The following is a 26,617-nucleotide window of genomic DNA, read 5'->3' on the forward strand; positions in this document are numbered from 1 at the left end:
AAGAAGTAAATTAATCAACCATATATGGACAAAGAAAACATTTTAATTCAGGAGCTTGGGAAATTGGAGCTCTCTGAGCTAAAAAAAGTAGCAACTCTTTGGAATCTTCATAAATTCATCGGAAAAGATAAGAAAACATCTGTAACTCAACTCTATTCCGCCTTTCAAGAAGAATTCTATCTAAAGTCAATACTCGAAAAGCTCACTCCCATCCAAGTAAACATCTTCTCTCTAATTCTCAAAAATAAAAATGTGCAAACACTCGGTGAGATAGTTCGAAAGACATCACTCCACCCGATCAATGCAGAAACAGAATTAGGTGTGCTTCGAAAATATTGTTTAGTCTACCAGAGAAAAAATCGGGAACGACTGACAAACAACCTGGATAAATACCATGCTTACCAAGAAATTGCAGATCTAATCAAACTAGATATGAATTCTAAGGGCGAGAAATTTAAATTATCCTTAGATAAATTTCTTCATAAATTGCCAACAGATCAAATTTCGCCCGAATGGTCAAAAGCTCTCGGACATAAGAAAGTTGAATCATCGGATGAATTTTTAAAGTTTGCATTATCCGAAGAAGGCATTGGTCTTTGCATTGGGTCTCTTTCTGAAATTGAAAGAGATGTGCTACTCTATGTGTATACGCATGGAGGTGTTATCGAAGCTGACGTTGTGCGGAACTATATCAATGTGAATCGTGAGAAATTTGAGCAGATAATACCTGAGTTAACCGCAAAGTATTTAGTATTTGATACGTATTACGTAGATGAGAGATTTATTCGGATTATAACTATTCCGAAAGAAATCTTAAATTATATTCAAGTTCATACTCTGTTACCTTCCGTAAAAAAAGGGACAAAGCAAAAACAAGAAAAGATCGCAAAGAATGATTTGGATTTCTTTTTAAATATTAAGAAAATGATTTCTTTCGTTTCTAGAAAAGGACTGAGTCTTGCCAAATCTGGAAAAATCAAGCAAGCAGATAATAAGCGAACAGAGCAAGATTTATTGAAGCCGGATATTGATATTTTCCCGGAAAAAGGGCAAGTATATCAAATTGAATTGATTCTTCCGATTCTAAAAATCCTAAATCTGGTCGATATCAAAGGGGAAAACATCGTATTAGCCGGAGAAATTGATGAATTTCAAAAGAAGGATATTTTTGAATTAATGAATTTAGTCATTCATGAAGTCAATGAAGTTCGCTCTAAGAGATTCAATCCACCAGAAGTCTTTTCCGCCATTGAAGTTCCTTTCTACGACAAACCAATCCTAGACAAATGCGTTCAGATTATCTTGAATATGGGTAAGGTGAATACTTCCGTAATTTTTTCAAATGTAGTTAGAGAGAATTTGGTATTAGCCCCTGGTTTTAAAATTAAGAATTTTGAATCAGACTTGTTAGATTTACGAAAGGAAATTATCAGTGCAATTTTTTATCTGCACTTATTTGGATTATTGGAAGTAGAATATCCTTCTCGTTTTTTAGTTTTATCTGATTTAGGAAAATATTATTTTCAATCAAAGGCGATTCCAAAGCATACAGAGAAGGGGGGAATTACTATTAACTCCGACTTTAGTATCATTGCATTTCCTGAGAAATGTTCATTGCATGGCATTCACTTATTAAAAGTTTTTACTGAGCTAAAGGATTATGACCGAGTTTATACATTTGCGTTAACGAAAGATTCTTTTCAAAACGGAATTTTACTAGGATATGATCCAAATCTCTTTATACAATTTTTAAAAGATTCAAGTAAGGCAGACCTTGCTCAGAATCTAATGTTCTTGTTCGATGATTGGGGTAAGAATTTACCGATCGTTGTGGTTACTGAGGATTGTGTGCTCCTTAAAACGTACGACCCACATGTAATGGAGTTGTTGCTAGGGCAGATTAAAGGAAAGAAAATTGTTATGGAGGAAATTAGCCCTGAAGCGATCTTGATAGATAAATCAAAAATTCAGGACGTAATTCAAATCTCCGAGAAATTGAACCTGATTATAAAGTTAATCAGGTAATTCTATTCAGGGTCTGTAACTTTAATCTTAGTTTTAAAGTTCCAGGCTCTGAAAGGTGCTATAGCTTCAAGCCTTTGGTCTAGTACGAAGTAAAGTCTATCACCGTATTTTACCAATCCACCTTTGTAGTGTGCGTATTTTGTTTTATGGTCAACTAATCCTACCTCTTTTACCTGTTTCCAGTCTTCACAGGTTTTCAGGGAAGGTACTTTTCTCAGATACAATTCTTTGATTGTATTATCTTTTACTGCGTCTCTTAAAATTTTTTCCCATTCCATACAGAATAGATTCCTTACTTTTATCCTAGCCTATGCTATATTTACAATACGAAAAAGGTTATCTCTATCTCTTGGCTTCGTATGCAACATAAGCTGCAAATTGGTACAATATAATCATCATGAGAGTAGTCAATGTAAATTTAAGAAAAGAATTGGAATTTTACAAGAATCCATTAAGCTCATATAGGTAAGAATTCCTTTTTTACTAAAAAAAACTTTTCTTTTTCCGGTCTCCCAAAAGAATGGTAATACATTCTTATTCCTTGATAAGATTGTTCTCGGGCCTGTAGCTCAGCTGGTTAGAGCACTCGCTTGATAAGCGAGGGGTCACAAGTTCAAATCTTGTCAGGCCCATAAAGGGGCTTTAGCTCAGCTGGGAGAGCATCTGCTTTGCAAGCAGAGGGTCATCGGTTCGATCCCGATAAGCTCCATTTCTTTTTTAATTTTTCTTGCCTATAGTTGCCTCACACATATTTTATCATTCAGTGCGCATCATAGTTCAAATCCTATTATTTTTATTTCTTACCGTTTCTATTGAAGCTAAGCTCCCCACTTATCCTAGCGGAGTTTATCCTTCCAATTATTGGCAGTTTTGGGTGTTCTATGAAAAAGAGTGGCGAAAGGGGCAAAAAGATATTATCCTCCGCCCTTTTTATTCTAATTATAAGGATGAGTTGAGTGCTCATAAATTTAATACTTCCCTGTATCCTCTTTACTATTCTGAGCAAACAAATCATTGGAGCAAATGGACTTTTTTATTTGTATTTAGCCACGACAGTACTTTGCATGACGATACAGGAGATGACTCAGATTTAGTTCTCTCTCCTTTATTTCAGTGGGGGCGAGGAGAAACAGCGAAGGATCGGTATGTGGCTTTTTTCCCATTCTTTGGAAAAATGAAATCTAAACTTTCATGGGGTGAAATTAATTTTTTTCTATTTCCGCTGTATGTAGATTGGAGTCATAAAGAGTTTAAAGCGCGTAGTTTATTTTATCCGCTTTTGCTTTGGGGAAGTTCGGATATTCGAAGTGAACAGAGGTTTCTTCCGTTTTTTTCGAAGAAGTCTCATATCGCCAAATTTGAACATTACTCAGTTTTCTGGCCATTCCTTCAATGGGGACGCGATTCATTAGATAAGAAAGAACCTACTTCCTTTTCCTTTCTATTTCCGATTTATAATATTAAATCTTCTCAATATGGAAATATGAAAAGTCATGCATTTTTATGGATACCTCTTCTCGGGTCACTTGTTGGATACGGATATGATAAGAGGACAAGCGAAGTGAATTATAATTTTCTTTTCTTTCTAATGCAATATGGTTACTCAAATAGCAAGGATTATCGTAAGCATATATTTTTTCCTTTTTACGGTTATTCTAGATTTGCCAGCAAGGAGTTTACTTTTATTACTCCCTTATTCGTTCATATGAGATCAGACACGTATGGAGTGAAATCAAATTCATATTATCTAATACCTTTCTTTTATTACAAGGAAATGCACTATAATAAAGAAGAAAGAGCGGATACCTATTATAAAGTCTGGCCTATTTTCAAATGGCATAGAGATGCAGAAGGAAATCTTTTTTGGAATACACTCTCCTTGTTTCCTATTCGTTCAACTACTCTAGAACGAATTTGGGATCCGTTTGTTTCTATCATTGAATATAAAAAGTTTATCAATGGAGAAAAGCGATTATCTTTAATGATGCGTTCCTATACGCAACGTTGGACTGAGGATGAATTACATATATATATACCCTTCTTACTTGATTTGTCATTGGAAAAAGATAAAACATCTTGGAAATTTCTTTACGGTTTTTTGGGTTATGAACGAATAGAAGAGAAAAGACATCTACAAGTTCTTTGGTTTATTTCAATATGAGAGTAAGGACGATTTGTCAATGGGAATGATTGAGTTAGCAAAAAGCTTTATTTTTGGAGCGGGGTATACTCTTGTTTTACTCTTTCAAACAGTTTTACAGTTTAGAGCGATTTTCTTTAAGCGAAATGAAATTGTTCAGCAGATGTTCACTGCTGGAATTAGTAGCTTTTTTGTAGTTTCAATTGTTGCTGTTTTTACTGGAATGATTATGGGTTTAAATGCCGGTCTAGGTTTAAAAGACTTTGGTGCTGAAGGGCAAATTGGACTTCTCCTCACAATCACACTTACGCGAGAAATGTCTCCCTTTATGACGGCGCTCATATTATCTGCCTCTGTTGGTTCTGCCATTGCAGCAGAAATTGGAACGATGAAAGTATCGGAAGAAATTGATGCATTGGAGGTAATGTCTATTAGCCCTGTGCGGTATCTTGTGATGCCAAGGGTCATTGGCTTTTCTCTGATGGTTCCTGTTTTATGTATTTATTCTAGCATACTTGGTGTCTTTGGGGGAGCGGTTGTTGGACATTTTCAATTGGGAGTAGAATATCAGGTTTATTTTAATGATGTTTTAAATAGAGTAGGCTCTGTTCCTGGTCTAAAAGACTTGTACGTAGGTCTATTAAAAGGCTTTGTATTTGGTATAACTGTTTCAATAGTTTCCTGCTCTCATGGACTAAGGGCTACTAACGGTGCTATTGGTGTTGGTCGGGCAACCAGAGAATCAGTCGTAACTTCTTTCTTGTTAGTAATCTTTATAGGTTACGTATTAACCGCCATTTTATATAGGTAATAAATATGAGTGAGATACCAATCATTGAAATGAAAAATGTGCATAAGACATTTGGAACGAGAAAAATTTTAAAAGGAGTGGATGTCGTTGTCAATAAGGGGGAAACGATGGTTATTCTCGGTCCTTCTGGAACTGGAAAATCTGTTACACTCAAACATATCACTGGTCTTGTCGCTCCTGACGAAGGGGATTGTCTTATTTTGGGAGAGTCGATTGCATTTTCGAAAGAAAAAGTGAGAGAGAAACTTCGTGCAAAGATGGGAGTTCTTTTTCAATCAGGTGCTTTAATAAACTGGCTAAGTGTCTACGAGAACGTAGCCTTACCACTCAGAGAGCATAAAATTTCTAAAGGGGAAGAGCTACATAGAAATGTGATGGAGAAATTACAGTGGCTAGACTTGGTAGTGGCTAAGGACAATTTACCGGGAGATATTAGTGGTGGAATGAAAAAAAGAGCTGGTATCGCAAGGGCACTGACGACTAATCCTGAAATATTACTCTACGATGAACCAACATCCGGTCTTGATCCAGTAATGTCGAATGTGTTCAATGAATTGATTTTACGTTTAAAAAAAGAACTTCATGTCACTTCTATAGTCGTAACTCATGACATGGAAAGTGCTTATATGATTGCAGATAGAATTACTTTTCTTTACGAAGGCAAAGCGATATTTTGTGGAACTGTTTCTGAATTGAAAGCTTCGCCGAATGCTATTATCCAACAGTTTATTCATGGTCGCACGTTTGGTCCTATGATACTTGATCATTCTGAAAAAAAGAAATTAAAGCATTGATGTATAGCGGATAAGAATTTGTATCTCTTGACAATTAAAAATGAAAAATCGTTAATTGAATATTTCAAAAATGCATTTCACTTATAAAATTAAGTCTGAGGAAAGAGTTTTTAGCCTGCTACAATTTCTTGCTAAGAAATATACATACTATTCTCTAGAGGATTGGAAATTACAAATCACAAAAGAAATGATTTTAGTAAATGGAGAAAAGGCAGAATTCGACTTACTGCTAAAGGAAAATGACGAGATTTCTTTTTTGAAAGAAGATTTTGAAGAACCTTCAGTTGATGAGAATTTTTCAGTAGTTTATGAAGACGAATTCCTATTTGCGATCAATAAATCTGGCAATTTGCCAGTTCATCCTGCTGGTCGATATAGGAAGAATAACCTCACAACCATTTTACAAAATTCTAGTAAGATAAATGGCGAAATGTATATTGTAAATCGTCTTGATCGAGAAACATCAGGAATTGTTCTATTTGGCAAATCATCCTTAGCCGCTTCTCGTTTAGGCAAATTATTCGAAAGAGGCTTAGTTAAGAAAACTTATATAAGCTATGTGGAAGGATTATTTCCTGAAAGAATTACTGCAAAAGGTTTTTTAAGTAAGGATGATTCTTCTGAGATTAGAAAGAAGAAAAAATTTTCTTATCAAAAAGCAAGTAATTCCCTTTGGGAAGTAGATACAGATTTTGAATTAATAAACACGTTCTCTGAGATATCGAAGATATATGCTTATCCACATACTGGGAAGATTCATCAGATTAGAGCCACTCTTTATTCAATCGGCTATCCGGTAGTAGGCGATAAAATGTATGGGTATGACGAGAATCTTTTCCTAAAGTTTATAGAAACTGGAATTAGCGAAAATAAGTTTAATTTGCAAAGACAAGCTCTTCATGCATATCGTTTAGAGTTTCATCATCCATTTACTGATTCAGATATTATTATCCACGCGGAGGAACCAGACGATATGCTAAGTCTAATGCAAAATTAGACTTAAATACATTGGAATCTGTGAAAAGTTTTTGCTGATAGCATATCAATTAGAATTGAGCCAGTGCTTTTATTGTCTACATTCGGGGCACAAGGTCTTTTTAAATCGAGAGTATCCACTGTCCTAAAATCTAAACTAAAACGTGTATGATTTGTTAAATTTGGAGTCGTTCCATGCAGGTGAGAAGCGGAAAATAGCAATAAGTCGCCAGCCTTACAAGGAATTTTTAATTCATTTTTTCGATTCAGTTCTTCTGTTACCTCTGGGAAGATTCTTTCTTTGTCTATTTGAGTAGATTGAAAGCCACCTGCCAAACTCCAATTTGCATAATCAAATTCATTTGAATTATTCTTTACCGGTCTTGAAAAATAGTCGGGATAAAAGCTAAATGTATCTTTTTCATCGACATCATATAATGGAATCCACCAATTGATCTGAGCTTCCGGATTTGCATACCATGTATCACGGTGAATCGCAAATGCAGGCTTAGCCGCTGAGATCTTATGTGCGTATGAGGTAATAGATCTTAGCCGCACTGGATCAAAAAAAATTGTTTCGATATTGAAACTCCTTTCATTCAAGATACTCCGTATAAATTTTCTTGTCTCTTGTTGATTTGAGAATATAGGTTTTATTGCTGATAAAGTTTCAAAGAATATTTCTCTAGAAACTCTATGTTCGAATTCTCTAATATTCTCTGTCTTTAAATATTTTTGTAAAAAGCTTATTGCGAATCTTGCTAACTCTTTTGATTTTTCGCAATTCGTAACGAGAATAATTTTTCCATTAAAAATAAGTTCTCTTGTTTCTACCAAGGAGGTATTAGTGTAAAGGATATCTGAATCATTGGCGATGTTCATTGGGATGTTAAATATGTCTTTCGTTCTAGAAACTCTAGACTTTAAGAAAAGAGATGCTAATTGATAGGAGTTTTTGAGTTTACTTAGAAGAGAAGGAAATTCCGAGCCTTAGTAGCCCGCTCGGAATTTTAAAGACCTTAATAAATTATTTTGAAACGCCGAGCGCTCTAACTGTAGTCATATTGATGTGCTTTCCCTCATCAACAGGTAGGTTTTTGCTTTTTTGAAACTCATTCAGAGCTTTGAAAGTTCCTGCATCTGCATTTCCCTCTGTAGAACCAGGATCAAATCCAGCTGCTTTTAGAGCTTTTTGAACTTCGCTGAGTTTTTCTTTGGTTGTATTGTTTTCACAAAGAATTTCTCTCCACTCTGATTTTTCAGGTTGGTCGATAACTTTCTTGGAAACAGTCTGGTATTCTGCCGGGACAGCTGCTTTGAATTCTTTTTCTGGTTCAACTAGTTTTTGAATTTGAACAGTTCTGTATTCTGCTGGAATTTCGATTGTTTTAGTTGTTGCAGGAGTTTTAAGAACTTGTTTTTGTATGACGGATTTTTCTTCAGGAACATCTACTTCTTTGGTCGAAGCAGGAGTCTTAATAACTTCTTTAGATACCATTTTGTATGTTGGAGGAACTTCAACTAGACATTTAATACCTGTGGTTGAGTCTTTTTTCCACTCAGTGTAACCTTCTTTATCCACGACTTTTTCTTCTACAGTTTCATACACTGCAGGAATTTGTTCGATTTTTTTTCCAGCAGCTCTAACAACTACTGTTTCTTCTACCATTTCGTAAGTAGCGGGAATTGTTTCTGTTGTAGTGGAAGCTGGTTTAACTAAAACTTGTTCAAAGGTGGATTCGTAACGAGCCGGAATAATTTCAATCTTTTCTGTTGCTGCTCTTTTAACAACATTTTCATTCACTTCTCTGTATGTAGCAGGTGAATAAACGGGAATCCAACATTGACCAGCTTTTGCTAGAGGTGGATTTTCAGGTAAAGAGCCTAACTTATTCGTTGCTGATTCGTCTGCACTTCGCATTCCTACTTTTTCTTTGTCTGCAGATGCATCACCTGAGCCACTTCTAGTTGAGGCTGGTGCAGTCTTCGCATCCTTAGAAACTGCTGCATCCTTTGAGTCTTTTACATCTTTTGAGTCTTTGGCATCTTTTGAGTCTTTGGCATCTTTTGTGCTAGCTGCGTCCTTTGCATCTTTTTTAGGTGCACTGCTACAAGTAGCAAAGACTGCTAAGACGATTGACACAAGTATAACTTTAAAGCTAAAATTTCTTAACATTTTTTATTCTCCAATATATCGATTGTAACCATGTAGTTTACTAAATAGAAAAAAGTAAAGTAGACTTTTCGCTACGATAAATACATCGTGATATTTTTTAATTTTCTTGAGGATTGTTTTTTAAGGTATACAGACTTCCAGTGGCTGTCCTAACTTGCATTGCAAATTGTCATTGAGTCCAACTTTGTTTTCTCCTTTTGACTGTTTCTTGTTCGGTTTTATTTACAAAATAAGTGCCCTTAGTATTTGTATTTTTTTGGAATTTCAGTTGATTCTTTGCTGTGCATTAATATTGTTTAATACGACTATGGCAAGTGAAATTCCACTCGGGGTAAATCCCCGAAAAATGATTCCCTATAATGTTTTGATTGCAGATGATTCCATTACAGAGCGCAAATTGATTCAGCAATTTCTAAAATCAGCAGATTTTACGATCATTGGTGAAGCCATTAATGGGGAAGAAGCGATTCATAAATTGACTGCACTTCATGGGCAGGTAGATATTCTATGCATTGATTATCGAATGCCGGATATGAATGGGGCAGAAGTCATTCAACAACTGCGCCCCCTTTTTCCTAAGTTGATTATTATTCTGATTACAGCACACACTGAAAAGGAAATTGTAGAGGAGGCAGTAAGACTAAAAGTTAATGCTTTCCTTGTTAAGCCAATTTCGAAATCATCCGTCTATGAAAAGCTGACTTTTCTTTTGGGAAGAAGAGATCTCGCGGACAAGATGGTAGTCGGCTATAAGCCAGGTGCCATTAAGCTAAGTGAAATTCAAATTCCACCTTTGCGTGATGTAATGAATCGAGTTATTACATTTGATTCAAAAAAATTTGGGGGAAGTGCAGAGCTCGAAACCATTATCGCTCCTGACAAAGCTTTGAGTGCTGATATACTACGAATTGCGAATTCCAGTTTTTATGGTAGACCAGGAACCGTGGATACATTGAAGACAGCGATTACTTTGATTGGTCTAACTACAATTAAAAATATTGTAGTTCTTCAATTTCGGAAAAATTTCACAAAGAATTTACCACAAGCTTTGTTTAAGAAGCATTTGAATGAAATACCTTTGCTAACCGGTCTTATTGCAATGGACTTAACTGCCCCGCTGAATCTAAAGAATCTCAATGATCAAATTGTTGTCAGTTCCACTCTTAGGAAAGTTGGTATGACTATATTAGCACAAAATCTTAAGCTTAGGTATTTAGACATTATTAAATTATTTGAATATGGGTCAAAACCATTAGCCCAACTAGAAAGAGAAGAACTGAACATTGATCATATACAAATTGGAATCAAAGTTTTTAAACTCTGGAAAATGCCTAGAAGTCTACAAAAAATAGTGGCTAATCAGTCTTTTGCGCTTAAGGATATACAGGAAGTAGCGGATATAGACAGGTTGCTTAGAATTGCTGAAATTTTTGCAATGCAAATGTTAGGTGTAACGATTAATGAGGAAGATATTGAAATTTTATCAACTACACTTCAATTCTATAGAGCGCCGGAAGAATTAGCAGCATTGTTCAACGAAGATTATTACACAAATATAAAAAGTCATCCATTCTTTGATTCGTTACAATCGTAGAAAAGACTTAAATTTTTTTTGAATGGATTTTTATCACTACCTTTTCATATTTGTATTTGATACATGAAATATATTGTCGTCAGTCATATTGTAAAATTTATTTTGTCTTTTTGGTTTCTATTCATTCGAAAACAAAAATACTTTGTTCCTGAAGAAACAGAAAAATATTTAAAGCAAAAGAATGGTTTTATATTTGCAGGCTGGCACAATCAAATTCTATCTCTTACAAGGCACGTGGCTCATTATTTACAAAGAGATAGACATATCCTATTAACACCCTTGGTTTCTCTTTCTAAAGATGGAGAGTTTATCTACCAAACGTTTCTTCGATTTAAAATGGAATCAGTGCGAGGCTCTACAAGTCGTGGTGGATCTACTGCACTTCGCCAAATTTTAAAAGCAATCAAAGAAGGGCGTGTTCCGATATTTACTCCTGACGGACCTCGCGGACCTGCTTTAAAGGTTCAAACTGGTGTGATTCAAATGGCTTCTCTTACTAGGCTTCCAATTATAACTTTCTACTCTAAGTTTGATGAATACTATGAATTCAAAAGTTGGGATAGACAGAGATTCCCTAAATTCTTAGCAAGAGAATGGGTGGATTATTCGGAACCTTTTTTTGTCCCAGAGAAAATCGAAAATTATGAAGAGTATGCGCTAGAATTAGAGAAGCGAATGATAGAACAGATGTCTCGCTTGGATAAAATTGTAGAAGACGCTAAATCATCGAGGTAATATGTTTATAAATTCAATCTTTCCTAAAAGAAGGCATTCCATTCTAATCCTTTTTTCTATCTTTTATTTGAACGCGTGCATTATTGGAAATTCAATTAAATTTCCCTCTCTAGGTCCCGAGCGTGAAGCGGAGCTTACCGAACATATAATGGAAGGAGTAGATAAAGATAAAATTTTAATCCTTTCTATTGATGGAGTAATCTCGGAAAATCCAAGTGGCGGAAATATTTTCGGGGGAGGCGGGAGTGAATCAACAGTATCCGCTATTATCAACGATCTTTTTAAAGCTAGTTTCGATAGAGACATCAAAGGAATTATCTTAAAGGTAAATTCGCCCGGAGGCACTGTTACCGGAAGTGATCTGATCTATCGAGAATTAATGAAACACAAAGCAACAACGGGAATTCCAATCGTCGCATTATTTATGGATAAAGCTGCGAGTGGGGGTTATTACGTCGCTATGTCAGCGGATAAAATTGTTTCTCTCCCGACTGCTGTGACTGGTTCTGTTGGAGTTATACTATCAGGGTTTAATGTAAAAGAAGGACTTGATAAGATTGGTGTAAAAGATCAGTCGATTACTTCTGGTGCGAATAAAGCCATCGGCTCTCCTTTTGCGGAAATGAAACCAGAACAAAAAGCGATTTTGCAATCTATAGTTAATAATCTATACGAAAGATTTTTCAATATAGTAAAAATGAATCGTCAGAATGTTTCAGATGCAAAGCTAAGAGAAATCTGTGATGGAAGAATTTTTACTGCCGATCAGGCATTAAAAGAAGGGATGATAGATAAAATTGGTTACTTTGAAGAGACTGTCGCTGAGCTAATGAAAATGGATAAGTATGCAAGAATTGCAACACCAAATAATTCTAGACCACGAATTGTCTATTACTCTCATTTCAAGCAAAAAGTCCGTAGCGTCTACCAAATATTAGCCGAAGAGTCCAATACTTTCGGTGCTCTGGAAAGTATTCTTAAGACTACTACAGAAGTAAAATTTATGTATCTCTGGTCTTATTAATGCTTTTTAATTCTATTCCTTTTTTAATTCTATTTCTATTTACGTATCTCCTTTATTGGAATATTGATGATAAGTATAAAAAGTATGTCCTAGCTGGTTCTTCCTTTCTTTTCTATTTATACTACGATGTGTTAGCTACAGTTCATTTCTTCACTGTCATTGCTGTGAATTTCTATTTTAGTGAAAAAATGTTCATCGCAAAACAGAAAGGTGAGGATACAGGCAAACTGTTAAAAATAATTCTTGGTCTTAATCTTGTAAATCTTGCCTTCTTCAAATACTTTTACTTTTTACTGGATTCTTTTTTTAGCTTAACCAATTCTCAGATGTTCAAGGATCTGTCTTCTTCGGTTAATATTATTTTACCACTCGCAATTAGTTTTTATACCTTTCAACTGATTGCAATTCAAGTAGATATTCATAGAGGTAGAGTTCTTGAAAAAATTACATTCTTTGATTATACAATATTCATAATTTTCTTTCCGCAATTGATTGCCGGACCAATTATGAGAACTTCAGATTTTCTTCCGCGCTTAAGTAAGCCAGTCATTACTTCAGATTCTATGAAGAGCGGCATATTCCTGTTAATCATTGGGCTTTTTAAAAAAGTAGTCATTGCTGATAATGTGGGTTCTCTCATTGCTCCTGTTTATATGGATCCAGATAAATATCATTTTGTTTCGATATTCATTGCTTTTTTGGGTTTTGCTGCACAGGTCTATTCTGATTTTAGTGGCTATACGGATATGGCTCGCGGACTTGCTCTTCTTTTAGGTTTTGAAATACCGGAAAATTTTACAGGTCCATTTTATTCGGCTTCATTTTCAGAGTTATGGTCTAGATGGCATATCACTCTTTCTACCTGGTTACGGGATTACCTTTATATACCACTTGGTGGAAATGCAAAAGGCTTTCACATGAGCAATGTAAATATGTTCATTACGATGGTACTAGGAGGGTTATGGCATGGTGCAAATCTCGCCTTTATACTCTGGGGTGCTTACTTTGGCATAATCCTTTGGATAGAAAGAATTTTCTTTAGCAAAGGTTACAGTCTTGTTCCTAAGAATCCAATTTTACTTTTCTTTAAGAGAATGTTTGTGTTCGTATTGTTTTCTCTCTCTGCCATTTTCTTTCGAAGTGGTGCCTATGGAACTGATTCATCGGCAGTCATGTATAAATTAGCGTCTGATTTCTTTGGAATGAATAAGGGGAGAGGAATTTCTGGAAGAGATGAAGTCATCCTTTATATCTTTCTTGCCTTGTTGCTTAATTTTTTCCAATACAATCCACAGATTGTATCTCGATGGAAAAAATATCAGAATTTTCTACTTCCAGTCGCATCCCTATTGATTTTCTTACTGTTGGGTCTTTTTGGGGACGGGGGCGGCGATTTCATTTACTTCCAGTTTTAAGGCTCTAAGAAGATGAGCAGGCTATTTGTATGTTTCGCCTTGTTATTTATTGGTTGTCAAAGACAGTGGTATCGTAGTCTGCCTGGCGAAAGGGAAGTATCTACACATAATTTCTACGGTTTATGGCAAAAGAAAACAAATCCCCGCTCGCCTATAAATTCTTCTTGGCACAAGAATTGGTGGTCAGAAAAGATTCATCTAAGGCAAGATCAAACATTTGTAAAAATTTATGAATCTGAGGATTTGATAGGTAAAACATCAATTCGACGTAAGGTAGAAGGAAAAGGGACCTTTAGAACTCATAAGAATTGGATTCTTCTTGAAACCAAGCAAATTGAGCAAATAGAATGGCAGGGAGAAGAATTAAAAAAAAAAGAAAGTAAAGAAGTAGATTCGGCATTGCTATATTATTATTATCTTGAGGGAAATCTGATTATTCCGATGATTTATGATATGGGCTACAATGAGAAAGATTTTGGAGTCAAAGACGGAGTTTTTATACCGTATGATGAAAAAAATTCTACTTTTTTCAGTATATTAAAATATATGCTTTCAAAGAATTTCAGTCTCATGCTTACTATCTAGGAAATTGAGAAATAAGATGACGAATCCATTTAGCGTCTACAAACAGCGTAAATATACAATTATTTTAAAGAATAGTATTCTATTATTTTTTTCGCTCATACTCGTTTTTTTCCTTGATCAAATGAATTTTATCAAGATAGGTCATAGTATATTCTGGCTTTGTTATAATTTTATTTGCATTATAGCCTTTTTCCTTTTGAATTTCCCTGAGCTTAAATATTTGAAGAGTCTTTTAGATTTATTGAATTACTTTCATACAAGCGAGAGTCATTCTTTAGATTTTGTAAACTTGAACCTTCAAACTTTTGTCTTTCCACTCAATCTAAATGATGAAAACTTTGAAGTATTCGGAAAACTACAACCGGCAACGTATCTGGGTGGAGATATTATCAATCATGCGCGTGACAGAGAAGGAAACTATTGGTTTGCTGTTGGGGATGCCTCCGGTCATGATTTAAACTCTCATCTATTCAGTATGATGATATTAAATCAAATGAACTATCTAGTCAATTTAGCTAAGACTCCGAAAGAGATGAATGCAATGATGAATCAAGTCTTAAAGGAGAGAATCCAAAGTTATCCTATTCCTGTAAATAGCTATGCCTCCCTGGGATTATTGAAAGCAGATCCAAATGGAAAATTTCAGCACTATGGGCTGCATCCTAATTTTCTTTTGTATAGAGCGGATAAGAAAGATATTGAGATTATTGAAACGAGCGGACATTTTATAGGGATCGAAGTATCGAATGCATTTCACTCTAATTCAAAAGAAGATCATGAGGATAGGTCATTTACTATGGACAAGGGAGATATTCTTTTTTGTTTTACAGATGGTTTATTTGAACAGAGAAACAAAGAGCGAAAGTATTTTGGTTATCGTTTATACGAGTTTATTAAAACAGAAGATAAGAGTAATTTTCCTCAATTTGCTAAAAGATTATTTGATTCAGTTCGAGAGTTTGCAGGAACAAAGAACATTGATGATGATATGACAATTCTTATTATACGAAAGAAGTAAGTCTATCGGTATCTACTCAGAATTTTTTGCCACAAAGGCACAGAGTCACGGAGGATTATGGAATCGTGCCAATTTAATTCATGTGCATCATGTGAAATAGAGCTAATAAAAAAAAATCGAGTTTTAACTGAATATTAGTAGCCTGAATTACGAAAACAAACAAATTTTTTTGAAGAAGACTCTCTCGACATTTCTCAGTGTCTCAGTGTCTCAGTGGCAAAGCATTATGCTGAGTAGTTACGTCTATCTTAGGAAAGGAAAATCTTTCCAATTCCAGTTTCGAGCAGAATTAGTATCAATATTATCCGGCACAAGATTCCATAAATACGTTTCCATATACTGAGCGCCTTTAAAATTTATGTAGAAAGAAATTAGCAAGGTAAAAAGCAAAAATCCATACAGGATTGTCCTTTTATCTATATATTGAACTGAAAAAATAAGATAATAAATGAAAAAAGGGATTGTATCGGATAATAGTCTATATCCATATGAGTGTCCTCCCCACCAATTTAAATTCCTGGAAACTAGAATCCAATGTAGGATGACAATTGAAAATATAGCATAGTCCAAAACCGAAAGTTTCTCCATTTTCTTCTTTAGATAGATTCCATAAATGCTAAATATAAAAATAGGGGAGTATATAAATAATCCACGTCCAGGACTGAATAGATTAGCAACTAACGCTTCATAAAAACTATCACTGCCACTAACTTTGCGAAAGTCGTAGTAGGGATGCACAATACTTCCGAAGAGAAGGAAGTTTATATAAAAGAAAATACTCAACACAAGAAATCCCTGTCCTAAGAAAAATACTGATTTGAGCTTTAAGCGGTAAATGGCAATTAGACTAAAGAAGACAATTGGTAATAGGTTCGTTGGTCGAACTACATAAGAAAAAAATAAGGGGAGGGCAGATAGAATAATCCATTGTTTTTTTTCACTTAGAAAACCATAAAGTGTTAGGCTAAGTAGAAGTATGCTCCCTGAGTGTTGCCATAAGCCTCTTGATATGGTAGAAAATACAAGTGTGCAAAAAGAAAAGATAAACACAGTCTCTAGAGATTTGACCATTGAATTGGTCAGATGCAAGGAAATTAAAAAGAATATACAGGCTGATAGGCTAAGCAGAGAAGAAGAAATATTTTTTTCTAATCCGATAGTAGAAGAAGCAATTACTTTATCAGATAGATTCTTTCCTTTCCATGCATACCACTGGTTTAAAATCCAAATATGTGGTGCTGCGAGTAAGCTGACTCCGTATGGATAATAATTATAGGTATGACCATTGTAAGTTGTAAGATTTGCATGAAATGCCTTTGGAAATAAACTTGCATATTCGTCTAAGTCAATGTTTCCTTCCCTCACAAGACTAATTGTAGTGTAGACACTCCAGAGGGAATCTGTTTGATTGAATACTTTGGTCTCAGTTAACGTAAACCAAACGCAAAGATAAATAAATACTAAAAGCAGTCCCTTCTTAATGCACAATTTTCTTTGCGTCTTCCAAGAACTTAGAAAGTCCTAGATCCGTTAACGGATGTTTGAAAAGCATTTGAAATGTAGAATAAGGAAGAGTCACCGCATCTGCTCCTTCCAATGCAACTTCTTTAAAATGAATCGGATGACGAATAGAAGCAGCAAGTATCTTCGTTTCAAAGCTGTAATTATCGTAAATCGTTCTTATTTCCGAAATTAAATCCAAACCATTAAAAGAAATATCATCAAGCCTACCGATGAAGGGAGAAATATAAGTAGCCCCGACTTTAGCGGCTAACAAGGCTTGTGGTGCAGAGAAGCAAAGTGTGACATTTGTTTTGATGTTTCTCTTGGAAAGCTCTGATACGCATTTAATTCCTTCCGGGATGAGAGGAATCTTAATCACTACATTCTCTGCGATTTCAGAAAGATCGAGTGCTTCAGCAAGCATTCCGGCATAATCTATTGCAATTACCTCTGCACTTACTGGTCCATTCGTAATATTACAAATTTCTTTTATAACTTCTTTGAACTTTCTTTTGCTGGCTGCAATGATACTCGGATTCGTTGTAACTCCATCGAGTAGACCTAAGTCAGCAATTTTAGAAATCTCTGTTGTGTCGGCTGTATCTAAGAATAATTTCATTATTGTTTCACTGGAGGTGTAGAAGGAGTTACCTCTTTATTTTGATCCTTTTCAGAATAGACACCTTCATTTACCAAATCTAACAATACATCTGTTTCCCTTGCTGAAAAATAGTCCTTATAATCAATATTTATCAAATCAGTTCTATCTACGCTAAAATAATCCATTCTTTTGCTGAAAGCCTTCTTATTATAAGGCTCTACCCATTGAATGATAAATTCTGATTTACCGCCTTTCGGTGGAGCAGAAGCGCTTGCTGCTGCAGACGTTGGTGGCTCGCTAGATTCAGTATAAGAGCCAGCTCTTTTGAAAGTCCAAGTATAAGCTCCGGCAATTTTTTTATCGTCTTGGTTTTCATCAGAGGATTCATTTTCGTCATCTGGCTTTGAGAATTTATCCTTTGGAATTTGTGCTTGTGGCTCTTTAGTTGGCTTACCGTATTTATCCTCAACTTGCTTTTTTAATTTCAAGCTTTCTACTGGACTGAAATAAACTCCAACAGAAAATAAAGAAGAGCTTTTTCCTTCATCTTCTTTGCTTTTGTTGAATTTTTCTAAGATTCTTGGCTTTTTGTAGAATCTGTATAGGTAGGTGATATTGTTTCTTTTTATAAGTAAGGTTTTATCCTTTTGCTCATTGATAATTTCAATTTTTTCTTTGACATCTGGGTTTTGACGAATCTTGTTAATTTGATCTCGTATTCCTTCGAACGAATTTCCCCACGCTGAATCTCCTAGACCTCCACCAGGTCCCGGAACACTTACGGCTATCTTAGATTGATCGATTGCTGGTTTGTCTTTAGCAGGCTCATTTGTTGGTTCAGCCCAAATGGAAAGTACGCAAAAAAGGATTAGGGAAATAAGTAAGTTTTTCATAGTAGATTTATCGGAGAATTACGACAAATCGTATACAGTAAAAATGAAAATATATAGAGAAATGACCAAAGATTTTTTGGAAAAATGATTTAATTGCCTGTAGACTCTCAAATTGTTGTCAAATATGACTGATTCAAAAGCAGAGATTTTAGTAGAAATTTCCAAAGATTTAGAGGATTTAATCCCCGAATACATTGATTCGATGAATAGCTCTATTGAATATATTGAAGGCTTAGTAAAATCCAACAATCTAGTGGAAGTAAAAAGTGAAGCACATAAAATGAAAGGGCACGGAGGTGCTTACGGGTTTCGCTATATTTCGGATATAGGGCTTTTAATTGAAGGGTTTGCGAAAGAAGGAAAAAATGAACTAATCTTAAAATGTTTACAAGAATTGAAAAACTATATGAGGAGCATTAAAATTGAATTCAGAGAGGATGAATAAAATATTTCTTGTATTTCTTCAAATAGCAATTATCTCCTGTGCAATATCTGTTTCCCTCAGCCAGTTATTCTTGTTTCTTACTTTCATCCTATTTTTTTTTACGAAGGGCAAAGAGTCTATTCGTCTAACAGCGATATCTGTCTTATCCTTTGGTGTATTCGGGTTCTACTTTTTATCCTTTTTTTTTCATTTTGCTACTGGCGGTGAATTGTCATATATTGGTGCCATCAAGGGAAGCGAACTAAAAGATGTATTATTATTTTCTGCCTTTTTAATAGTTCAAAATTTAAAAACCGAAGAAGAAATTGCAAAAGTAGAGAAGGCGTTTTGGATTTTACTGATTGTTCTTCTTATCACTGGATTTTTTTCTATCTTTAGTCCAATAAGGCTTTCTCGATTAGTCTCTGACTTATTTAAGCCTTCTCCTAATTGGAAATTCGCTCACCATTATGGAAATTTACTTGGAATTGGAATTCATTTACCAATTGGTCTTATGAATACACATTTGACATATGCTGGCATATTCCTACTATTCGCACCATTTGTGTTTTTTAGATTTTTATTTTCCATTCGAGAAAAGAAAAACATATTATTTAATTTTTCCATTTTAATTTTATTTGGAATGATTGCTTTATTGAATAATGCTCGCTCTGCTTTACTTGGAGCCTCTATTGCTATTTTCATTGGCTTTGTAGATTTGCTTTTTATTCAGAAATACTTTTCATTAAAAAAAAGTATTAAGTATCTTGGTATTTTTCTTGTTGGAGTTGGACTTATTCTTGGACTACTTTTTTTTAATGAAACAATGGCTAAGACCATTCAACCACTTCTAGGTCAAGAAAAGCATACAGACTCCGGTAGAACTTTTATCTGGTCTTCTACATTTCCAATGATTCAAGAAAATCCACTTTTAGGTGTAGGTCCCGGAAATTATGGCAAGCAAGTAGAGATCAACCGCAAAAAATTGAGTGAAGAATATAAGGAGTTGCTTTTCTTTTTTGAAGTAACGCAGAGAGGTCATGCACATAATGATTTTTTACATCTTGCGGCTATTGCGGGTTTGCCGGCAATGCTTCTTTATGTTTTACTTGGTTCGGTGATTGGATATTCTTTACTGAAAGGCAGACTAACTAGAAAAGATAGCATTTTGTTTTATGGGCTTGTAGGTTTTTTCTTTGCAGGACTTTTTCAATGTTACTTTCAAGACGATGAAGTCGTAATAGTGTTTTGGTATCTACTCGGATTCTTTCATCTGAAATTAAACCGGGGAATGACTACTAACGTATAATTTGTAATCTATACAGTCCGTAAACTGTCACCTCGAATAGTTTCATCGTGAGAGGTCTATCCAGCTTAATACTATCGTTGTATTGCCAGATAGATTTCTCACAAATTTCCAGTTTTGCGCTTTCGCATTCCTCGCCTTTGTCTGTTCGAAATGACATTGTAATTTCGAACAGATAAACCACACACTATTTACTACAATAAACCAGGACACTTCGGCTAGAAGTGATTCCGCCTAGGAAGCCATGAATAACTGAATCTATCCAATCAGGATAAATTACAACTGTATCTACATTATTAGGACATACAGGCGTTACATGCTTCTCTTTTTCCGTTTTAGTTGTAAACCATGTGCTTCTAAAAGTTTGCGGTTTATTCGGAGTAACCGGTCTTGAGTATTCTTGTAATCCGTCAAAATTACTAAAATATCTTTTATTATAGTCAGCAGCTTCTTTGGCTTCAATGACTCTAGTTGGATTATTCACCTTGATGATTGTCTTTCCGCAGCCGATTGAGACTAGAAGAGAGAGTGTAAGTAAAACTTTGATTGCACTATTCATAAGAACCTCCTTTTGGTTAATTGCAAGTAATCTTTAAAGTTCTTGGAACATAGATACCAAGTGTTAATTGAGTTAGAACAGCATCTTTCCATGTATAGTATTGATCAATTTCATATACTCCGGATGGGCAAATCTGTGTTGCATCCACTTCTACTTTTCTAGGAAAGAATCCGCCTAACCAAAACTTATGCTGTAGTGTTTTTACTTCGCCTTTTGTTCCGCCGCTCTCATTATCGAGTCTAACTCTCGCATGGTGACAATTCATAGAAAATAAAAGTAACATTGTTAAAATAAGTAATTGTTTCATCTTATTTCGCCTCGCTTGTTTGTTGTCCAGGGATATAACTTAACTCTTTAAATTCTTTTCCATCAAAGGCTAGTATGGATGCGCCCGTCGCTGTAATAGAAATGTTCAATGTTCCAGCACTAGAAGAGGAAGTTTCAGTGGCGGTGATAATAACATCACCCACTTTTACTGCCGTAACTAGTCCGGAGGCAGGATCTACGCCTGCAATTGTTCCATCGCTCGTTTTCCAAGTGATACCCGTTGCGATTTCCTTTCCTGTCTTATCAATTGCTTTTAGTTGCTTTGTATTTGTAGGAGCCATTTTTATATTTGCTAGCGCTGCAAGTTTATCATCTGCAATTCGAACTGCTGCTACAGTCGATGTGGTTTGACCTGGAAGGGGAATAGGATAAACGGATGTTTTTTTCTTTCCGGGTGGAACTGGGATAAGTGCAGGCCATGCCGTGCAACCAATAAAAAATAGTAATATATTGATTACTAAAATATTTTTAATGAATTTCATAATAAACCTCTCTTGTATTAACTTTTGATTCTTTACTTTTATTACACTTACATAGATAAAAAAAATAAATAGTTTTCTATTAGCTGATTTGTATTTCGTATGGGAATATATTTCCATTGTCTGTCTACTGCATACTTTAGGGATAGACTGAAAATAATTTCTGATTTTTCTAAATTAAAAAATTTTCTCCATAAAAAGACCGAATGAGTTTTTTGTCTTTCTTTCTTTTCGGAAGAATCACAGAAAAATCCTATTGATTTGATTGATAATCTCTTTCTGGAAAAGATTGCGGTATGCAAGGAATTTCTTTTTTTTAGTTTTTCCATTTTCAAAATCGGATAGTTTGCGGGAATGGAAGAAAGCAATTTTAATACAGTCATGAATTTACCATTTAATAAAGATAAATCAGCAAAGGCTTTAATTGTAGAAGGTGGCGGAATGCGCGGAGCCTTTGCGGGCGGTGTGCTTTCTGCTATGTGCAAATACCACCCAGCGGATAATTTCGATTTGGTAATTGGAGTGTCGGCTGGTTCGTGTTCTCTTGCATATTATACGATTGAAGAAGAGCATAAACCATTTTCCAAGCAAACGATTCTAGATATTTGGAAAAATGAATTAGATGGCTCCAAATTCATTTCCCTGATGAATTTTTTAAAGGGAAAAAAACCACTGGATCAAAAGTATTTAATTGACTATCTTCTAGGTGAGAAGTATAGACTTCGAGCTGAAATCTTGCACAAAGAATCTACAGTTCCATTTTACGTTGTGGTGTCTAATCTGAATACTCTGCTTCCTGAATATGTAAGAGCGAGTAAGGATAATATACTGCAATTATTAAAAGCAGCGACTTCCCTGCCGATAGCCACGAGAGGCAAAGAATGGCTGGGACAAAAACTGTATACGGATGGGGGAGTAATGGATCCGATTCCTATCAAGGCAGTAATTGCAGCAGGCTATAGGGATATAACAGTCGTATTAAATAAATCAAGAGACCATTTCTCTATGCCTGTTGGAAAAATAGTAAGTTTTCTTTCGTTTCCAACGCTACCAAATGTAGCTAAGTTCTTGCGAGAAAAACACCACTTAGCGTACAACGAAGCAAAGGCTATTATAAATAACCCACCGCGCGGAATAAAAATAAAAATACTAGAACCAGAACATAAGATAGATATAGGTCTGACTACGACAAATAAAAAATCTTTAATACAGACTGTGAATCATGGTTGGGAAGTCGCCTATCGCATGTTCAATCATAAAAACAAGCGACGAGCTAAATCCCATAAGTAATTGAACAAAGCTATTATATAATATTAAGATGCTTATCCAGATTTGCAATCTTGAGGATAGTCATCGTTTCGTGTCCAATATTCTTAATCTTTAGAATTCCATTCTTTTCATTCACGTATTTTTGTGAATTAAAGATGGCTCCAATACCGGATGAATCAATATATACATTTTCACCAAAATCCAATACTATATCCAAAATACCATTATCTACCTGTTTCATGATTAGCTCTTTAAGCTGGATAGCATTTTTTAAGCTAATATTTCCGTTTAAGGAGATTGTACATACACCGTTGACTACTTCGACTTCTGATTTAAACATAATTCCTCTTTCTTACTCTTACTATATCGTTCCTATGTTGCAAGGAATTTATCTATAAAAAAACATTTTTTTATATATAATTTATCTTGCAATCTATTCATGGATTTGCATTCATTCACTCATGAAAATTAAATTTTGGGGCGTCCGAGGCTCTATTGCCTCTCCTAGTTCAGGCAAGGCAATTAAGGCTAAAGTCGAGAAAATCCTTGCAATGGCAACTCCTGCAGACATTCAAAGTCAGGATTCAATTAAAAGCTTTCTAGATACATTGAATTTTTCTATCCTTAATACTTACGGTGGAAACACAACTTGTCTGGAAATTCGTGATTCAAAGAATAATCTTTTTATTATAGATGGTGGAACCGGATTGAGAGAGTTGGGTAATTCGATTTTAATGGAAGGATTCCTTGAGGGAAAAGGCAGGGCGAATTGGATATTTACTCATACACACTGGGATCATCTACAGGGGATTCCATTTTTTGTTCCGCTTTATATTCCCGGGAATCGTTTTGATTTTTATACCTCTATCGACGGGTTAGAAGAACGTATCAAATACCAGCACCGAAATACTCATTTCCCTGTTCCTTACGAAGCGTTATCTGCAACAAAGAATTATTCTTTTGTGCAAGAAGGGGATACAGTTCAAATTGATAATATTTCCCTTCTTTCCAAATCAGTGCGTCATCCGGGTGGAAGTTATTCCTATAAGATGACAGAAGGCGATAAAACGTTCATCTTTGCGTCTGACGCAGAGTTTAATATTGATGAAATGGAAAATATTGATCTTTATATCGAATATTTTCGTGGGGCAGATGTATTAGTATTTGATACCCAATACACATTTGATGAGTCCTTAAAGAAAATCGACTGGGGTCATAGCTCTGCATCTATCGCAACAGATATTGCTCTCAAAGCTGGCGTAAAACAACTCGTAATGTTTCACCATGATCCATCTTATGATGATGACAAACTAGATGCAGTCTATCTCCGCGCTCTCAATTACAAAGAAATGTTTGATAAAAACAATGCACTCGATATTATCATGGCTTATGAAGGTCTTGAGATAGAAATATAGTTTAATTACGCGAAGGCTTTTAGTAGCGGATAACTGAATGTTGCTGTCAAGAATACTATCAAATATACTCTCATTGATACTTAGGATTTTTTTTAAGTATCTTTGAGAGTATCATTCATAGTATCTTTGATAGTATTCTTGAGATATGGACAAGTAGGTAATGGTTACTATTAGTTGTGTCGGAGATAACAATCATTAGGCTTTTTATCCGGGATGCAAGTTTTCAATCTTCCTAACAATAATTTAAATGTTGACTAGATTTCTAAAGAATACAGTATAAAGTATAAATAAAACTGAACTAAATAATTTATGAATCTAGCAAAAAGTATACTAATAACGAATGATCCATTGATAAAAGGAATAGTTGAACAGATAGTAAAATCAGCTCAACCAATATCTATTTATTTATTTGGCTCTACTTCGCGAGGAGATAATAAAGCAAATAGTGATTTAGATTTTCTAGTATTAGTTCCTGAAAATCAACATCGTAGAAAAACAGCTCAAAAACTATACCAGGAAGTCGAAAGTAAATCTGTTCCTTGTGATTTTGTTGTAGCAACTCCTTCTATCCTCGAAAAAAACCGAAATAATTCATATCGTATCTATTCAAATGCATTAAAGGATGGAATTCTTCTGTATGGCAAATGAGGATAATGCGCAACTAAGTTGACTGATTATGCGGTTAGTATGCGTTATCCGGGAGACTATGAAGAGATTACAGAAGATGAATACAAGGAAGCAATTCAGTTGGCATCTGCTGTTTTAAATTGGGCTGAAGATATAGTAATGGGATTAATTTAATTTTTCAATTAGGTATAATTCTCTTACCTTAGAGAGTGTGTAATATTTAATAAGGCAATGAAAGGAGAAGTATCGGAGATAACAATCATTAAGCTTGATCTAGGAATTTTAAGGTTTCTAAATCTTTTTCTAATTCTTCTTCGTCGTAATGAATGGAGATATTTCTATTTCCTAATTCTTTCTGGAAATCTAAATAACTAATTTCAGCAAGTTTGCTTGCTTGTTCTAAAGTTAGAATATCTTTCTCATAAAGGTATATAGCAAATTCTAGTTTTAAATTTGCTTCTGCGAGAAATGTATTTTGTATATATTGATCTGCGATTTTTAAAACCATGCTTTTTCTCCTTCTGTATACATTTAAGTATGTAATAATAAGTTAGTCAACTAAGAAATTTGTCATGGAAGATGGAGATCCTATGATAGTGAGCGGGGATTTTTTGCCACAGAGGCACTGAGGCACAGAGGGTTGGGGATAATGGTTAATTTTGAATGATGAATTATGAATGGAAGAGTTGGAGTAGGGATAGCTTTTTCTGTCATTCCCGAAATTTTCTATCGGGAATCTCAAAAACTACAAATTACCGAAATCGCTTGGTTGTCGTGTAAGCGCAGCAAAAGGGAGGAGCACATTCGGCAGACTCAGTGCAGGTTTCTAGAATGACGGATTGTTTATTCTGCTGATATTGTTTCCTGTCTTTAAATCGAATTGATATTATTTAGAGCGAGGTTAAAACTATTTCAGTAAAGTCAAAATTCATAATTTATTCTATTTTGTCTGTACGTCCTGCTATACTTACTTAACAGTGGAGATATTATGATAGCGGTTAATTCGTATTTTTCGGGAGCGGGGTTATTTGATATTGGTCTCTCGCTTGCAGGCTTAGAGATTAAGCAAAGTTTTGAAATTGATTCAATTTGTTGTGAGACTCAAAGAAAAAATTTTACGCATGAAGTCAAAGAGTGTGATATCACAAAAAAGTTAGTCTTCGATGAGATAAAGTCAGATGTAATGGTTGCCACTTATCCTTGCACAAAATATTCAACAGCCGCAAATCTACATGGGACAAGAACAGGAGATGATTTATTTTTGCATTTCTTCCGTCATATTGCGATGCAGAGACCAGAAGTCTATGTGGTAGAAAATGTCCCCGGGATGAAAAAGTTTCCAGTCGTAATGGAGGCTATGAGTAAGTTGCCCGATTACTATGTTTCCGTTTTTTGTCCCGTGCAAACAGAAAAATTTCTTCCGCAACGAAGAGATAGATTAATTCTAATTGGTTCCCGTAAATACTTTCTATGGCGTGAGCCTGAATCAACAAATAGAATCAAACTAAAAGACATTCTAGAAAAAAATCCAGATATTAAAATTCCAAATTATGTATACTCTCGTCTAGAAGGGAAATACAGGGATTTGCCAATCATCTCTGATCCTGATAAAGATGATATCGCTCCAACTTGTGTTGCCCATTATTCCAAAGATAGAGGCACTCGTTTAGTCAAAGATAAATTTCATTCGAAAGGCTTACGTCCATATACCACAACCGAGTATGCAAGACTCCAAGGTGTTCCTGATTGGTTTCAATTTGCTGGCAACGATTCGCAAGTGTATAAACAAATTGGTAACGGTGTTCCGGTTGTGTTTGGCGAATGGATTGGGCGAGAGATTAAGAGGTATTTTGGGAGATGATTTAAAATGGAAATTAAAAGAAATTTGAAAACGAATATTAATTTATAATCGACACAAAGAT

At 35.0% G+C, this 26,617-nt stretch carries 30 protein-coding genes and 2 tRNA genes; 20 read left to right on the forward strand and 12 right to left on the reverse strand.

The window, feature by feature from the left end; translation table 11 throughout:
* Positions 1 to 24: 24 nt before the first annotated feature.
* Positions 25 to 2,025, forward strand: a complete 2,001-nt coding sequence (locus IPH52_23825) for a helicase (protein MBK7058025.1) — start codon at positions 25 to 27, stop codon at positions 2,023 to 2,025.
* Between the two features lie 2 nt (positions 2,026 to 2,027).
* On the opposite strand, the gene IPH52_23830 is transcribed toward IPH52_23825, so the two are convergent.
* Positions 2,028 to 2,303, reverse strand: a complete 276-nt coding sequence (locus IPH52_23830) for a hypothetical protein (protein MBK7058026.1) — start codon at positions 2,301 to 2,303, stop codon at positions 2,028 to 2,030.
* Positions 2,304 to 2,583: 280 nt separating this feature from the next.
* Between IPH52_23830 and IPH52_23835 the strand changes: the two genes are divergently transcribed.
* The 6 genes from IPH52_23835 to IPH52_23860 all read left to right on the forward strand — a co-directional run bounded on the left by IPH52_23835 (position 2,584) and on the right by IPH52_23860 (position 6,767).
* Positions 2,584 to 2,657: transfer RNA gene (locus tag IPH52_23835), tRNA-Ile, on the forward strand.
* A gap of 4 nt (positions 2,658 to 2,661) precedes the next feature.
* A tRNA-Ala gene (locus tag IPH52_23840) sits at positions 2,662 to 2,734 on the forward strand.
* A 165-nt stretch (positions 2,735 to 2,899) separates the two neighbouring features.
* Positions 2,900 to 4,186 (forward strand): hypothetical protein, encoded by a 1,287-nt coding sequence (locus IPH52_23845; protein ID MBK7058027.1) that lies wholly within the window; start codon positions 2,900 to 2,902, stop codon positions 4,184 to 4,186.
* A gap of 19 nt (positions 4,187 to 4,205) precedes the next feature.
* On the forward strand, positions 4,206 to 4,976 hold the full coding sequence (locus IPH52_23850) for an ABC transporter permease (protein MBK7058028.1): 771 nt from the start codon (positions 4,206 to 4,208) through the stop codon (positions 4,974 to 4,976).
* Between the two features lie 5 nt (positions 4,977 to 4,981).
* The gene (locus IPH52_23855) at positions 4,982 to 5,770 is read left to right on the forward strand and encodes an ATP-binding cassette domain-containing protein (GenBank protein ID MBK7058029.1); all 789 of its coding nucleotides are present in this window, start codon (positions 4,982 to 4,984) and stop codon (positions 5,768 to 5,770) included.
* A 115-nt stretch (positions 5,771 to 5,885) separates the two neighbouring features.
* Entirely contained in the window at positions 5,886 to 6,767 is an 882-nt protein-coding gene (locus IPH52_23860) for an RluA family pseudouridine synthase (GenBank protein ID MBK7058030.1), read from the forward strand.
* 2 nt (positions 6,768 to 6,769) lie between these two features.
* Here IPH52_23860 and IPH52_23865 read toward each other — a convergent pair whose 3' ends face one another.
* Both IPH52_23865 and IPH52_23870 read right to left on the reverse strand, forming a co-directional pair.
* Positions 6,770 to 7,348, reverse strand: coding sequence for a phytanoyl-CoA dioxygenase family protein (locus IPH52_23865; GenBank protein MBK7058031.1), 579 nt, complete (start codon positions 7,346 to 7,348; stop codon positions 6,770 to 6,772).
* Positions 7,349 to 7,772: 424 nt separating this feature from the next.
* The gene (locus tag IPH52_23870) at positions 7,773 to 8,921 is read right to left on the reverse strand and encodes a peptidoglycan-binding protein (GenBank protein ID MBK7058032.1); all 1,149 of its coding nucleotides are present in this window, start codon (positions 8,919 to 8,921) and stop codon (positions 7,773 to 7,775) included.
* A 256-nt stretch (positions 8,922 to 9,177) separates the two neighbouring features.
* Between IPH52_23870 and IPH52_23875 the strand changes: the two genes are divergently transcribed.
* From IPH52_23875 to IPH52_23900, 6 genes are all read left to right on the forward strand, one after another.
* Positions 9,178 to 10,515 carry an HDOD domain-containing protein gene (locus tag IPH52_23875; GenBank protein MBK7058033.1) on the forward strand — a complete coding sequence of 446 codons (1,338 nt, stop codon included), beginning with the start codon at positions 9,178 to 9,180 and terminating at the stop codon, positions 10,513 to 10,515.
* A 63-nt stretch (positions 10,516 to 10,578) separates the two neighbouring features.
* Positions 10,579 to 11,250 (forward strand): lysophospholipid acyltransferase family protein, encoded by a 672-nt coding sequence (locus IPH52_23880; GenBank protein ID MBK7058034.1) that lies wholly within the window; start codon positions 10,579 to 10,581, stop codon positions 11,248 to 11,250.
* Between the two features lies 1 nt (position 11,251).
* Positions 11,252 to 12,274: a signal peptide peptidase SppA gene (sppA, locus tag IPH52_23885; GenBank protein MBK7058035.1), complete on the forward strand. Its 1,023-nt coding sequence runs from the start codon at positions 11,252 to 11,254 to the stop codon at positions 12,272 to 12,274.
* A complete protein-coding gene (locus IPH52_23890) occupies positions 12,274 to 13,689 on the forward strand; it encodes an MBOAT family protein (GenBank protein ID MBK7058036.1) in 1,416 nt (471 codons plus the stop codon). The genes sppA and IPH52_23890 overlap by 1 nt, the downstream gene beginning before the upstream one ends.
* A gap of 12 nt (positions 13,690 to 13,701) precedes the next feature.
* Positions 13,702 to 14,274: a hypothetical protein gene (locus IPH52_23895; protein ID MBK7058037.1), complete on the forward strand. Its 573-nt coding sequence runs from the start codon at positions 13,702 to 13,704 to the stop codon at positions 14,272 to 14,274.
* A 4-nt stretch (positions 14,275 to 14,278) separates the two neighbouring features.
* On the forward strand, positions 14,279 to 15,292 hold the full coding sequence (locus IPH52_23900) for a serine/threonine-protein phosphatase (protein ID MBK7058038.1): 1,014 nt from the start codon (positions 14,279 to 14,281) through the stop codon (positions 15,290 to 15,292).
* A 243-nt stretch (positions 15,293 to 15,535) separates the two neighbouring features.
* Here IPH52_23900 and IPH52_23905 read toward each other — a convergent pair whose 3' ends face one another.
* From IPH52_23905 to IPH52_23915, 3 genes are read right to left on the reverse strand one after another with little or no spacing between them, the layout of a single operon-like run.
* Complete coding sequence (locus IPH52_23905) at positions 15,536 to 16,780, reverse strand: hypothetical protein (GenBank protein MBK7058039.1); 1,245 nt, start codon at positions 16,778 to 16,780, stop codon at positions 15,536 to 15,538.
* A complete protein-coding gene (fsa, locus tag IPH52_23910; GenBank protein MBK7058040.1) occupies positions 16,770 to 17,414 on the reverse strand; it encodes a fructose-6-phosphate aldolase in 645 nt (214 codons plus the stop codon). Before fsa ends, IPH52_23905 begins: the two co-directional genes overlap by 11 nt.
* On the reverse strand, positions 17,414 to 18,289 hold the full coding sequence (locus IPH52_23915; GenBank protein MBK7058041.1) for a hypothetical protein: 876 nt from the start codon (positions 18,287 to 18,289) through the stop codon (positions 17,414 to 17,416). Before IPH52_23915 ends, fsa begins: the two co-directional genes overlap by 1 nt.
* Positions 18,290 to 18,413: 124 nt before the next feature.
* Between IPH52_23915 and IPH52_23920 the strand changes: the two genes are divergently transcribed.
* Both IPH52_23920 and IPH52_23925 read left to right on the forward strand, forming a co-directional pair.
* On the forward strand, positions 18,414 to 18,734 hold the full coding sequence (locus IPH52_23920) for an Hpt domain-containing protein (protein ID MBK7058042.1): 321 nt from the start codon (positions 18,414 to 18,416) through the stop codon (positions 18,732 to 18,734).
* Positions 18,712 to 20,022 carry an O-antigen ligase family protein gene (locus IPH52_23925; GenBank protein ID MBK7058043.1) on the forward strand — a complete coding sequence of 437 codons (1,311 nt, stop codon included), beginning with the start codon at positions 18,712 to 18,714 and terminating at the stop codon, positions 20,020 to 20,022. The genes IPH52_23920 and IPH52_23925 overlap by 23 nt, the downstream gene beginning before the upstream one ends.
* A 184-nt stretch (positions 20,023 to 20,206) precedes the next feature.
* On the opposite strand, the gene IPH52_23930 is transcribed toward IPH52_23925, so the two are convergent.
* From IPH52_23930 to IPH52_23945, 4 genes are read right to left on the reverse strand one after another with little or no spacing between them, the layout of a single operon-like run.
* The gene (locus IPH52_23930) at positions 20,207 to 20,578 is read right to left on the reverse strand and encodes a hypothetical protein (protein MBK7058044.1); all 372 of its coding nucleotides are present in this window, start codon (positions 20,576 to 20,578) and stop codon (positions 20,207 to 20,209) included.
* A gap of 16 nt (positions 20,579 to 20,594) precedes the next feature.
* Positions 20,595 to 20,885 carry a hypothetical protein gene (locus tag IPH52_23935; GenBank protein ID MBK7058045.1) on the reverse strand — a complete coding sequence of 97 codons (291 nt, stop codon included), beginning with the start codon at positions 20,883 to 20,885 and terminating at the stop codon, positions 20,595 to 20,597.
* Between the two features lies 1 nt (position 20,886).
* Positions 20,887 to 21,387 (reverse strand): Ig-like domain-containing protein, encoded by a 501-nt coding sequence (locus IPH52_23940; GenBank protein ID MBK7058046.1) that lies wholly within the window; start codon positions 21,385 to 21,387, stop codon positions 20,887 to 20,889.
* Between the two features lie 47 nt (positions 21,388 to 21,434).
* The gene (locus tag IPH52_23945; GenBank protein MBK7058047.1) at positions 21,435 to 21,767 is read right to left on the reverse strand and encodes a hypothetical protein; all 333 of its coding nucleotides are present in this window, start codon (positions 21,765 to 21,767) and stop codon (positions 21,435 to 21,437) included.
* Between IPH52_23945 and IPH52_23950 the strand changes: the two genes are divergently transcribed.
* Entirely contained in the window at positions 21,766 to 22,674 is a 909-nt protein-coding gene (locus IPH52_23950; protein ID MBK7058048.1) for a patatin family protein, read from the forward strand. The two genes, IPH52_23945 and IPH52_23950, sit on opposite strands and share 2 nt — an antisense overlap.
* Before the next feature lie 13 nt (positions 22,675 to 22,687).
* Here the strand turns inward: IPH52_23950 and IPH52_23955 are convergent, their stop codons facing one another.
* A complete protein-coding gene (locus IPH52_23955; protein ID MBK7058049.1) occupies positions 22,688 to 22,993 on the reverse strand; it encodes an STAS domain-containing protein in 306 nt (101 codons plus the stop codon).
* 121 nt (positions 22,994 to 23,114) lie between these two features.
* On the opposite strand from IPH52_23955, the gene IPH52_23960 reads away from it, so the two are divergent.
* The 3 genes from IPH52_23960 to IPH52_23970 all read left to right on the forward strand — a co-directional run bounded on the left by IPH52_23960 (position 23,115) and on the right by IPH52_23970 (position 24,869).
* A complete protein-coding gene (locus IPH52_23960) occupies positions 23,115 to 24,068 on the forward strand; it encodes an MBL fold metallo-hydrolase (GenBank protein ID MBK7058050.1) in 954 nt (317 codons plus the stop codon).
* A gap of 309 nt (positions 24,069 to 24,377) precedes the next feature.
* Positions 24,378 to 24,716 (forward strand): nucleotidyltransferase domain-containing protein, encoded by a 339-nt coding sequence (locus tag IPH52_23965; GenBank protein ID MBK7058051.1) that lies wholly within the window; start codon positions 24,378 to 24,380, stop codon positions 24,714 to 24,716.
* 39 nt (positions 24,717 to 24,755) lie between these two features.
* Positions 24,756 to 24,869, forward strand: a complete 114-nt coding sequence (locus tag IPH52_23970; protein MBK7058052.1) for a HEPN domain-containing protein — start codon at positions 24,756 to 24,758, stop codon at positions 24,867 to 24,869.
* An 88-nt stretch (positions 24,870 to 24,957) separates the two neighbouring features.
* On the opposite strand, the gene IPH52_23975 is transcribed toward IPH52_23970, so the two are convergent.
* Complete coding sequence (locus IPH52_23975; GenBank protein MBK7058053.1) at positions 24,958 to 25,203, reverse strand: UPF0175 family protein; 246 nt, start codon at positions 25,201 to 25,203, stop codon at positions 24,958 to 24,960.
* Positions 25,204 to 25,683: 480 nt separating this feature from the next.
* On the opposite strand from IPH52_23975, the gene IPH52_23980 reads away from it, so the two are divergent.
* Positions 25,684 to 26,556: a DNA cytosine methyltransferase gene (locus IPH52_23980; GenBank protein MBK7058054.1), complete on the forward strand. Its 873-nt coding sequence runs from the start codon at positions 25,684 to 25,686 to the stop codon at positions 26,554 to 26,556.
* The last annotated feature ends 61 nt before the right edge of the window (positions 26,557 to 26,617 follow it).

It is taken from the genome of Leptospiraceae bacterium, from assembly GCA_016708435.1.
Taxonomy (GTDB): domain Bacteria; phylum Spirochaetota; class Leptospiria; order Leptospirales; family Leptospiraceae; genus UBA2033.

Bases quoted from the DNA above. Each gene is read 5' to 3' on its own strand.
- IPH52_23825 (MBK7058025.1), top strand. From the start codon at position 25: ATGGACAAAGAAAACATTTTAATTCAGGAGCTTGGGAAATTGGAGCTC.
- IPH52_23830 (MBK7058026.1), bottom strand. From the start codon at position 2,303: ATGGAATGGGAAAAAATTTTAAGAGACGCAGTAAAAGATAATACAATC.
- IPH52_23850 (MBK7058028.1), top strand. From the start codon at position 4,206: ATGGGAATGATTGAGTTAGCAAAAAGCTTTATTTTTGGAGCGGGGTAT.
- IPH52_23855 (MBK7058029.1), top strand. From the start codon at position 4,982: ATGAGTGAGATACCAATCATTGAAATGAAAAATGTGCATAAGACATTT.
- IPH52_23870 (MBK7058032.1), bottom strand. From the start codon at position 8,921: ATGTTAAGAAATTTTAGCTTTAAAGTTATACTTGTGTCAATCGTCTTA.
- IPH52_23880 (MBK7058034.1), top strand. From the start codon at position 10,579: ATGAAATATATTGTCGTCAGTCATATTGTAAAATTTATTTTGTCTTTT.
- sppA (MBK7058035.1), top strand. From the start codon at position 11,252: ATGTTTATAAATTCAATCTTTCCTAAAAGAAGGCATTCCATTCTAATC.
- IPH52_23890 (MBK7058036.1), top strand. From the start codon at position 12,274: ATGCTTTTTAATTCTATTCCTTTTTTAATTCTATTTCTATTTACGTAT.
- IPH52_23895 (MBK7058037.1), top strand. From the start codon at position 13,702: ATGAGCAGGCTATTTGTATGTTTCGCCTTGTTATTTATTGGTTGTCAA.
- fsa (MBK7058040.1), bottom strand. From the start codon at position 17,414: ATGAAATTATTCTTAGATACAGCCGACACAACAGAGATTTCTAAAATT.
- IPH52_23915 (MBK7058041.1), bottom strand. From the start codon at position 18,289: ATGAAAAACTTACTTATTTCCCTAATCCTTTTTTGCGTACTTTCCATT.
- IPH52_23920 (MBK7058042.1), top strand. From the start codon at position 18,414: ATGACTGATTCAAAAGCAGAGATTTTAGTAGAAATTTCCAAAGATTTA.
- IPH52_23930 (MBK7058044.1), bottom strand. From the start codon at position 20,578: ATGAATAGTGCAATCAAAGTTTTACTTACACTCTCTCTTCTAGTCTCA.
- IPH52_23935 (MBK7058045.1), bottom strand. From the start codon at position 20,885: ATGAAACAATTACTTATTTTAACAATGTTACTTTTATTTTCTATGAAT.
- IPH52_23940 (MBK7058046.1), bottom strand. From the start codon at position 21,387: ATGAAATTCATTAAAAATATTTTAGTAATCAATATATTACTATTTTTT.
- IPH52_23950 (MBK7058048.1), top strand. From the start codon at position 21,766: ATGAATTTACCATTTAATAAAGATAAATCAGCAAAGGCTTTAATTGTA.
- IPH52_23945 (MBK7058047.1), bottom strand. From the start codon at position 21,767: ATGACTGTATTAAAATTGCTTTCTTCCATTCCCGCAAACTATCCGATT.
- IPH52_23955 (MBK7058049.1), bottom strand. From the start codon at position 22,993: ATGTTTAAATCAGAAGTCGAAGTAGTCAACGGTGTATGTACAATCTCC.
- IPH52_23960 (MBK7058050.1), top strand. From the start codon at position 23,115: ATGAAAATTAAATTTTGGGGCGTCCGAGGCTCTATTGCCTCTCCTAGT.
- IPH52_23965 (MBK7058051.1), top strand. From the start codon at position 24,378: ATGAATCTAGCAAAAAGTATACTAATAACGAATGATCCATTGATAAAA.
- IPH52_23970 (MBK7058052.1), top strand. From the start codon at position 24,756: ATGCGTTATCCGGGAGACTATGAAGAGATTACAGAAGATGAATACAAG.
- IPH52_23975 (MBK7058053.1), bottom strand. From the start codon at position 25,203: ATGGTTTTAAAAATCGCAGATCAATATATACAAAATACATTTCTCGCA.
- IPH52_23980 (MBK7058054.1), top strand. From the start codon at position 25,684: ATGATAGCGGTTAATTCGTATTTTTCGGGAGCGGGGTTATTTGATATT.